At 57.8% G+C, this 9,021-nt stretch carries 7 protein-coding genes; 3 read left to right on the forward strand and 4 right to left on the reverse strand.

Features of this window, described 5'->3' with window-relative positions; translation table 11 throughout:
* Nucleotides 1-66: 66 nt before the first annotated feature.
* Entirely contained in the window at nucleotides 67-792 is a 726-nt protein-coding gene (locus ACR0FE_RS11605; RefSeq protein ID WP_321253781.1) for a GntR family transcriptional regulator, read from the forward strand.
* Nucleotides 793-804: 12 nt separating this feature from the next.
* Complete coding sequence (locus ACR0FE_RS11610; protein ID WP_480912836.1) at nucleotides 805-1,902, forward strand: Gfo/Idh/MocA family protein; 1,098 nt, start codon at nucleotides 805-807, stop codon at nucleotides 1,900-1,902.
* A 311-nt stretch (nucleotides 1,903-2,213) separates the two neighbouring features.
* Here ACR0FE_RS11610 and ACR0FE_RS11615 read toward each other — a convergent pair whose 3' ends face one another.
* Together ACR0FE_RS11615 and ACR0FE_RS11620 are read right to left on the reverse strand one after the other, a co-directional pair.
* Nucleotides 2,214-4,079 (reverse strand): CHASE2 domain-containing protein, encoded by a 1,866-nt coding sequence (locus tag ACR0FE_RS11615; protein WP_480912837.1) that lies wholly within the window; start codon nucleotides 4,077-4,079, stop codon nucleotides 2,214-2,216.
* A 38-nt stretch (nucleotides 4,080-4,117) separates the two neighbouring features.
* Complete coding sequence (locus ACR0FE_RS11620) at nucleotides 4,118-4,771, reverse strand: DUF928 domain-containing protein (protein ID WP_480912838.1); 654 nt, start codon at nucleotides 4,769-4,771, stop codon at nucleotides 4,118-4,120.
* Between the two features lie 180 nt (nucleotides 4,772-4,951).
* Here ACR0FE_RS11620 and ACR0FE_RS11625 point away from each other — a divergent pair, with 180 nt between their 5' ends.
* Nucleotides 4,952-6,760 (forward strand): caspase family protein, encoded by a 1,809-nt coding sequence (locus ACR0FE_RS11625; protein ID WP_480912839.1) that lies wholly within the window; start codon nucleotides 4,952-4,954, stop codon nucleotides 6,758-6,760.
* Between the two features lie 208 nt (nucleotides 6,761-6,968).
* Here ACR0FE_RS11625 and ACR0FE_RS11630 read toward each other — a convergent pair whose 3' ends face one another.
* Entirely contained in the window at nucleotides 6,969-7,946 is a 978-nt protein-coding gene (locus ACR0FE_RS11630; protein ID WP_480912840.1) for an HpcH/HpaI aldolase/citrate lyase family protein, read from the reverse strand.
* An 18-nt stretch (nucleotides 7,947-7,964) separates the two neighbouring features.
* The coding region (glyA, locus tag ACR0FE_RS11635; RefSeq protein ID WP_480912841.1) for a serine hydroxymethyltransferase at nucleotides 7,965-9,021 on the reverse strand (1,057 nt) is incomplete at its 5' end.

The raw sequence follows: 9,021 nt of genomic DNA on the forward strand, positions 1-9,021 counted from the left end.
ACTTTCCTCTTGCGTAGCAACCGCATTGATGTAGATCAATAGTGTATCAATTTTTCCTGCGACCGAATGAAGCGCCCAGACGTGTCCCCAACCAGCCGAAACCCAAACGCATTGCCGATCTATGTTCAGATCGCGGAACTTCTGATCCGCGACATCGCGGCGGGTCGTCTTATCGACGGGGAACGCCTGCCGCCAGAACGGGATATGGCGGCCGAACTTCAGGTCTCGGTCGGGACGCTGCGAAAATCGCTATCAGAGCTTGAGAAAAAGGGGATGCTGGAACGCATTCAGGGTTCGGGAAACTATGTTCGCGAGACGGGAACCCAGAACAGCGTTTACGCGATGTTCCGGCTGGAACTGCCCGAAGGCGGCGGCCTGCCACGGGCGGACATCCTGTCGGTCGACTATCTGCGCAAGCCGTCTGATCTGCCAAATTTCGGTACCGCCGAAACCGGGTCCCGCGTGCGCCGGATGCGTTATCTGAATGACACAATTATCGCGGTCGAGGAAATCTGGCTGGACGAATCAGCCGGTCGGATTGATCGCAACCTGCTGTCGGATTCTCTCTACCGGTATTACCAGCACCATTTGGGGTTCTGGATCACCCGGGCTGAGGACCGGGTTTCGGTTGGTGCGCTGCCCGACTGGACGCCACCTGACTTCACCAAGCCCGCCGGTCAGATCGTAGGGTATATCGAGCGGTTCAGTTGGTCCGAAGGGGCGGCGCCCGTTGAGTTCTCAAAAACATGGTTCGATCCCGATCGGGCCACCTATGTCCAACGTTTGAAGTAAAAGGAAACGCGCATGACCCGGGTCATCAATTACGGGCTGATCGGATGCGGCATGATGGGGCAGGAACACCTGCACAATATCGGCTTGTTGGAAGGCGCGCGCGTTGCGGCGATTTTCGAACCTGACCCGGCAATGACAAATGCCGCGAAAACCATCGCGCCGGATGCGGTTCTGTCGGGGTCCGTGCAGGAGTTGCTGGCGGTCAATGAGCTGGACTGCCTGGTTATCGCCAGCCCAAACCACCTGCATGTCGAGCAGATCTGCAAGATCGCTCAGATCCGTCCGCTGCCGCTGCTGGTAGAAAAACCCCTGTTCACCGACCCGCAGGATGCGGCGCGAATGGAGCGTCTGCAGCGCGATTATCCGCATCCGATCTGGGTAGCGATGGAGTATCGCTATATGCCGCCCATAGCTGCGCTGATTGAGAAGATCGAGGAAACGGGTGGGGTCCGTATGTTGACGATCCGTGAACATCGCTTTCCGTTTCTGGAGAAGGTCGGCAACTGGAACCGGTTCAATCGCAACACTGGTGGAACCTTTGTCGAGAAATGTTGCCATTTCTTCGACCTGATGCGCCTGATCCTGCACTCTGACCCGGTGCGAATTTCGGCCAGCGGCGGACAGGCCGTAAACCATCTGAACGAGAGCTATGACGGTGAGGTGCCTGATATTCTTGATCACGGCTATGTGCTTGTCGACTTTGCCAATGGCGCACGAGCCTTGCTGGAATTGTGCATGTTTGCGGAAGGCTCTCGCTATCAGGAAGAAATCTCGGCCGTGGGCCCGGAGGCCAAAATCGAGGCGCTGGTGCCGGGACCGGGCCGGTTCTGGCCAAAGCATCTGGGCGAGCCGCCGGTGCCGCAGGTTATTCTAAGTCCGCGGGATCCGAAGGGACCTGTCGCGCAGGAAATCCCCGTCGATCCCCGTCTTCTGGCAGCGGGGGATCACAACGGTTCGACATTCTACCAGCACAAGGGGTTCCTGGATCTGTTACGCGGCAAAAAGGCGGGCCCGGATGTGAGTTTGCATGATGGTATCTGGGCCGTGAAGATGGGGCTTGCCGCCCAGAAGGCGCTGGAAACGGGCGAGACTGTTCGCTTGTTGGAGTGAGACGTTGCGACACAGAGTGTTGAAAATTCAATGCTTTGCTTGACCATCTTAACGCAGTTTGGGTTTGCTGAAAATCGTCATACCGATATTTGTCCTTCACACAAAACGTATCATCGCTATGCCCCTTCCAAGGGCAATCCGCTGGCGTTTGAAATCGCGGAAAGTCCTGTGTGCAAAAGATAGCCTGGCCCCCCTGCGTTCAGTAATGCCCTTGTTTCCGTGGAGGGGTGCGCAGGCACCAATGCAATTGCGGAGGTTGAGTGCCCACGACGCTCTGCCAGCACGGAACATTTTTCAGAAGGCCGTACTCGCTATTCCATTTCGACGGCGACGACCTGAATATCGGTAACCCCATCGTCGTGAAGGAATGAGGACAGCACGGGCCATTCACGATTGGGGTCAATGGTGCGCGCAGTGGCCATGGTCATGCACACAGGGCGGAACCCGCCGCTGTCGCGATCAAGGGATTTTGTCCAGCTTTCCAGTCTTGCGGCCACGTTGATTGTGTCACCGATCACATTGTAGTGCAGCGAGCCGCTCACGCCCAGAGTTCCTCCCAATGCCTCGCCGCTGTTCAGTGCAATTCGCAGATTGTAATTCGGCTGATCGTTCAATTCTGCATTCAGTGCGATCGCGGCTTGGCGCATGGCGCGCGCGCATTGCAGGGCTGACTGGGCGTCGACCTGCCGTTGGCATTCTGTCTCGCTTGGTATCGGAGCGCCGAATACGACGAGGATTCCATCTCCGGTGAACTTTTCGACAAACCCGCCATGTTCGCGTGCGATTTCACCCAACCTGTCCAATATGCGCGATACCCACACCATGAAATCTTCCGCATCCATCGAATTTCCGACCCGCGTTGAACCTTCGATATCGGCCAGCAGTGCGGTGACGAACAGACGGCGGGATCTTGGCTTGCCGCCGGACAGCAGTCTTTTTCGCTGCTGCCATATTTCGGCGGAAAGCTCCTCGGACAGGTGTGATGAAAACACCTGAACGATGGCGCGTCTTTGGTTGCGTGAAATTCCGGCGATAACGGCGAACCCGATGAGAAACCCAATAGACCAGCCCAACAACGTGGTCGCTGCAGGCGCCAGCAGGGCTGCCGCTTGAAGGGCGGACAGACCGACAAACAAGACCGCCCCGCCCACCGTCGCCAAACCGATGGCCCGCGAAGTCATTCGAACGAATACAGCCACACATGCGCCGGCAAATGTTGAAAGCAGGATGATGATAGAGGAGACAAGGTCGCTCAGAGAGCTCAACGGAGAACGCGAATCATTCGAATAGTCGATCAGCTGTTGCGCAATGGCTGCGTGAACTTCCGCGCCGAAAGTGAAACTGGCCCCGGTTGCCCGATTGAGGGGAGTCGAGAAATAGTCCTTAACCGAGTGGCTGGTAACACCGATGATGACCGTCTTTCCGTCGAATTGCGCCAGCTCTTTCCCAGCCAGTACATCTGCTGCGGGGACTCGGTGGGCAATCGGAAGATCATTCAGATAATCGATCATGATCTGATAACCAGAAGTATCGGCGTTACGAAACAAGTTCAGCCCTTTGGCCAATGGCTCTGCGGTCGTTTTACCAAACGCCAGAAAACGTGGGTTATCCGGGGCGCTTTGCAATGTGGGCCTTGATGAAAAAATCGCCGCCAGTTCCATTGACAGCGACACTGCGATCCCATCCGGCGTGTTGACCAGCAGAAGGGCGCGCCGCACAACGCCATCGGGGTCAATCGGAATGTCCGAAAACCCGGTTTTTACCCCGGTAGGTGCGTCGATGCCTGTCCCGCCTGCGTCGGCCAGTTTCGAGATCACGACAACTCTGGGATCGTTCAGTATGTTGATCAGCCTGTCCCGGCCATCGCCCGCAGGAACATCCCGGTATATATCGATCCCGACTGCGGTCGCGCCGGCAGCCAGCAAGGTTTCCGTCAGTTGTGCGATCTGCGCGTCGGGGACTGGCCAACCCCATTGCCCGAGATCGTCGTCGGAGATGGCGACAAGAAGGACATCTTTCGTTTGTTCAGGGGTTGCAAGCACCGACGTGGTCCAGTCGTATTGGGCACGTTGGAGAGGCTCAAGCAGACCCTTCAACCGCAATTCGACCAATAGACCTCCGACAACAAGGGTGATCAAGCCGACCAGTGCCCAGCTTTGCCAGACTGGCATCAGCATCGACGGTCTCAGCCATGCCTGTCTTTGACCTTCTGATTTCAACGGCCCACACCGGCTGTTTCTAGAAGCTGCCCGAACCCGGTTGCGTCAGTGGCCCTCACGCGACCGCTGAGGCCAATTTCAACCAGTTGCGCAAGCGCGTCGAACCAAAGACCTGCCGCCGCGGGGTTCTGAGCCTTCATCTGATCCGGAAACCGCTCGATCAAAGCTGTCGCTCGCTCCAGAACAGCACCAGATTGCTGGTCGATCAGCGCCACATGCCATTCGTAGATGCGGCCGGTTTCCAGCGTGTAATCGGACCTGCCAAGATCCAGCCCGTAGTCGCCCGGCGGAAATGGGCCCTGTAATTGCAACTCCATGCCCAATGATCCAAGTGGATTGAGGCCGATGATCAGGTTTCCCCGGTGGCCGTGTGCCAAACGCCAGACCAATGGGGGGGATGAAAGAGTTGTCAGGCCGCCACCTTCCGGCACCAACAACGTCAGCATTTCTGTGTCATCGCCCGAAAGTGTGCCGCGTGTGCCGGCCCCCATTCGGTCTCCGGGCGCACCAATCTCAGGGGGGATAAACACAACGTCGTTGGACCCGTTGGTGACTTGTTCTTCACTTGCCGCCAAAGCGCCAGTGTCAAAGAACACCGGCAGTGCCAGCGTGAACAACAGTGCGAATTTTGTAACCCTGATCGACGGCACCCGAAGCCTCGCGCAGTAAACCCTTAATAAAACAGAACATTCAAAAGCAACGGTAAGCATGATCTAAGTCAGAGTCCAGTTTGGGACGCGTCTGTGTCCCGTTGCCCTGGCGGATTCTGAGGTTGAGCAGAGTTGTGCTAAAGTCCTCAGCGCTGTTTGAATGAGTTCGGGTGAGTGCGCATGTCTTCTGGTCGCTGTTGGAGAACTGGCATCTGGCTTCTGTCCTTTGGCCTGCTTGTCCTGCTGATGCCATCGCGGCTTGAAGCCCTGGAAAACCGGGTCGCGCTTGTAGTCGGTAATTCCGCGTATCAGCATGTATCGAACTTGAGTAACCCGGCGAATGATGCCGAAGATATCTCGGCATCTCTCAGGCGCATTGGGTTTGAAGTCACCGAAAGCCTGAACCTCGACTACAACGGTATGCGCATCGCACTGCGCGACTTTGCGGAAACCGCCGCGGCCGCTGACGTGGCCTTGGTTTATTTTGCCGGCCACGGGATCGAGATCGAAAACACGAACTACCTTATACCGGTAAACGCAACGCTGAAAAGCGATCGGGACGTCGAGTTCGAGGCCATTCGTCTGGATGCGATCGTGAACGCCATTGCAGATGCCCCCGGGCTGAAAATCGTGCTGGTCGACGCCTGTCGGAACAATCCTTTCCTGGCGCAGATGACACGCGTTTCGGCGACCCGGTCGGTCGGGCGCGGGCTGGCTGCGGTGGAACCGGGCGGTGTGGTTGTTGGATATGCCGCCCGCGGGGGCACACTGGCGCAGGATGGCGAAGGCCGGAACAGCCCTTACGCGCAGGCGCTTTTGGAGCATATCGAACAGCCGGGGTTGGAGCTGGGCAAGATGTTCCGCCGGGTAAGAGACCGGGTGTTTGAACTGACGGACGGTTTTCAAGAGCCTTTCATCTATGGATCGCTTCCGGGTCAGGACATTTTTCTGGTCCCTGGCCTGGAAACGGCGGCATTACAGGCACCCGCTACACCTGTTCCGTTGGCACCGACTGTAACTCGCAAAGACGAAATGGAAGCAGCGATGACGGTCAACACGATGCGGGGCTGGAGTCTGATTAGCCAGAAATACCGCGCGGCGTCGATTGCCGAACCGGAAGTGCTGAACCGTATGGCCGAAATAACACCAAATTGGGTCAAAAAAGATGGGCGTATCGGTGTGTTGGAAGACATGTTGCTGCCGGATCGAGAAATGAAAATGCGTTTGCAGCAAGAACTCAATAAAGCAGGTTTTGATGTTGGGACGCCCGATGGCGCTTTTGGCCCAAGGACACGCGCTGGAATACGGTCTTTTCAGGCAGAGAATGGTTTTGAGCAGACCGGATACGTAGATCTTGCCGTGCTGGCCAGTCTGGGGATCGGTTTGCAAAAAGGGGCGGACGACAGTTTCATCAGCAACCCGTTCGCAGTTCGTCAGAACGTCGAAGAGCTGGAATTGCTCGGCGAATCTGAAGAAATCACGTCGATCCTGGGCTGTCTTGGGCTGAGAAAGAGCATCTACGGTACGTTTCGCGACAGCCTTTACATTGTGATGGTTTTCTCGGGCAACATTCGGAACGCTCGCGGCGAAGCCCAGAAATGCGGTGTCGATCTTGCCGCAATAACGTCAGCCGAAGAGAATGCGTTTATTGTTCGCATGATTGCCAATGACCCGTCCTTCTTTGACGTCGGATACGACAGCAGGACGAATTACAGTTACAAGGCGGGGCCGTATTTCGGTTTTAGAAAGGACCCCGGTGAAGGCAATGCAATAATCGGCTGGCGCTGGTATAGTGGTGAGCCGGTCAAATACACAAACTGGTTGCCGTCAAAACCCAACACGACGCACGGCAAAGGCAACAAGGCTTTCGCCCAATTTCAGTATGAGCAGCGCGGCAGGCGGGATCTGAGCAATGTCGTGCCTTCCAAATGGTTCGATGGCTCGGGTGGGTACGTGCGTTCGGTCGTGTTGGAGGCCAGATTGAACTGACGACCGCCAGCGGGCGGAATCCCGAATCCTTGACCTGGTCAGGTTTTGAAGCTTCCGGAATTGTCAGGCGTCAGGCCGCACATTTCCGAAACGTTGAGCCGCGTCTGTTCGCCTGTCTGCGTGGAGATTGGGACCGGGCTTGCATCCGCCAATGCGATCTTATTGGCGGATGCGTGGAGGTCCGAAGTGAGACCTGAATTTAGTGGCGTCAGGCAGCGGCGATCTGACGGGCTTTCGCCACCATCACTTCGGCCTGCCGGATCGAGGCATAGTCGATCAGCCGGCCATCCAGCGAAACCGCGCCTTTTCCGGCAGCTTCGGCTTCGGCCATGGCTTCCAGAATGCGCTGGGCCTTTGTCACTTCGGCATCACCGGGCGACATCACCTCGTTCGCAAGTGCGATCTGGCTGGGGTGGATGGCCCATTTTCCTTCGCAACCCAGAACAGCGGCGCGCTTGGCGGCGGCCTTGTATCCCTCGGGGTCCTGGAAATCCCCAAATGGCCCGTCGATGGGGCGCAGACCATTTGCACGGGCCGCCACGACCATGCGCGCCAATGCATAGTGCCACATGTCACCCCAATGCGTTGCCCGGTTGGCCCCGGCGTCAGGATCGGTCAGAACCGAATAGTCCGGGTTCACGCCACCAATGATCGTGGTCCGTGCGCGGGTCGAAGCCGCATAATCCGCGACCCCGAAATGCAGGCTTTCGTTGCGTTTCGAGGCTGCTGCAATCTCGCTGACATTCTGCATTCCCAGCGCGGTTTCGATGATATGTTCGAAACCGATCCGTTTCTTGTAACCTTTTGCGTCTTCTATCTGCGTGACCATCATGTCGACGGCATAGACATCAGCGGCGGTGCCAACCTTGGGGATCATGATCAGGTCCAGCCGCTCTCCAGCCTGTTCGACCACATCCACCACATCGCGGTACATATAGTGAGTGTCCAGACCATTGATCCGCACCGACATGGTCTTGTTGCCCCAGTCGATATCGTTCAGCGCCTCGACGATGTTTTTGCGCGCCTGTTCCTTTTCGTCTGGTGCGACTGCGTCTTCCAGATCAAGAAAGATGACGTCCACATCGGACTTGGCCGCCTTTTCGAACATGCCGGGCTGGCTGCCGGGGACGGCCAGTTCGCTGCGGTTCAGGCGGGCGGGGGCCTGTTCAATGGAATGAAAGCTCATGGGTTTGGGTCCTTCGTCTTACAGGTTCGGGTAGATCGGGAATCGTGCGCAGAGGTCTGCGACTTCGGCTTTGACCTTGGCTTCGACCGCGCCGTTTCCATCCTCGCCATTGGCGGCCAGGCCGTCGACAACCTCGATGATCCAGTCCGCGATCTGGCGGAATTCAACCTCGCCAAAGCCTCGTGTGGTGCCGGCGGGGCTGCCTAGACGGATGCCCGACGTGATGGTCGGCTTTTCCGGGTCAAACGGCACGCCGTTCTTGTTGCAGGTGATATGCGCGCGGCCCAGGGCCTTTTCGGTGGCGTTGCCCTTGACACCCTTGGGGCGCAGGTCGACCAGCACCACATGGGTGTCGGTGCCATGGGTCACCGTGTCCAGACCGCCCTTGATCAGCTGATCCGACAGGGCCTGCGAATTGACGACAACCTGCTTGATGTAGTCCTTGAAGGCGGGCTGCAGCGCCTCGCCGAAGGCCACGGCCTTGGCCGCGATCACATGCATCAGCGGGCCGCCCTGAATGCCGGGGAAGATGGCCGAGTTCACTTTCTTTGCGATATCTTCATCATTGGTCAGGATCATGCCGCCACGCGGACCGCGCAGGGTCTTGTGCGTGGTGGTGGTCGCCACATGCGCATGCGGGAAAGGGCTGGGGTGTTCACCCGCCGCCACCAGACCGGCGAAATGCGCCATGTCGACATGCAGATAGGCGCCGACCATGTCGGCGATCTCGCGCATGCGGGCAAAGTCGATCTGGCGCGGGATGGCCGAGCCGCCGGCGATGATCAGCTTGGGCTGGTGCTCTTTCGCCAGCGCCTCGACCTGATCGTAGTCCAGCAAGTTGTCTTCCTTGCGGACGCCGTACTGCACCGCGTTGAACCACTTGCCCGACTGGTTCGGGCGGGCGCCATGGGTCAGGTGACCACCGGCATCCAGGCTCATGCCCAGAATGGTGTCACCGGGCTTGATCAGCGCCTGGAACACGCTCTGGTTGGCCTGAGAGCCCGAGTTCGGCTGCACGTTGGCGAAACCGCAGCCAAACAGCTGCTTGGCGCGGTCGATGGCCAGGTTCTCGGCA

Source organism: Ruegeria sp. K7, from assembly GCF_056531785.1.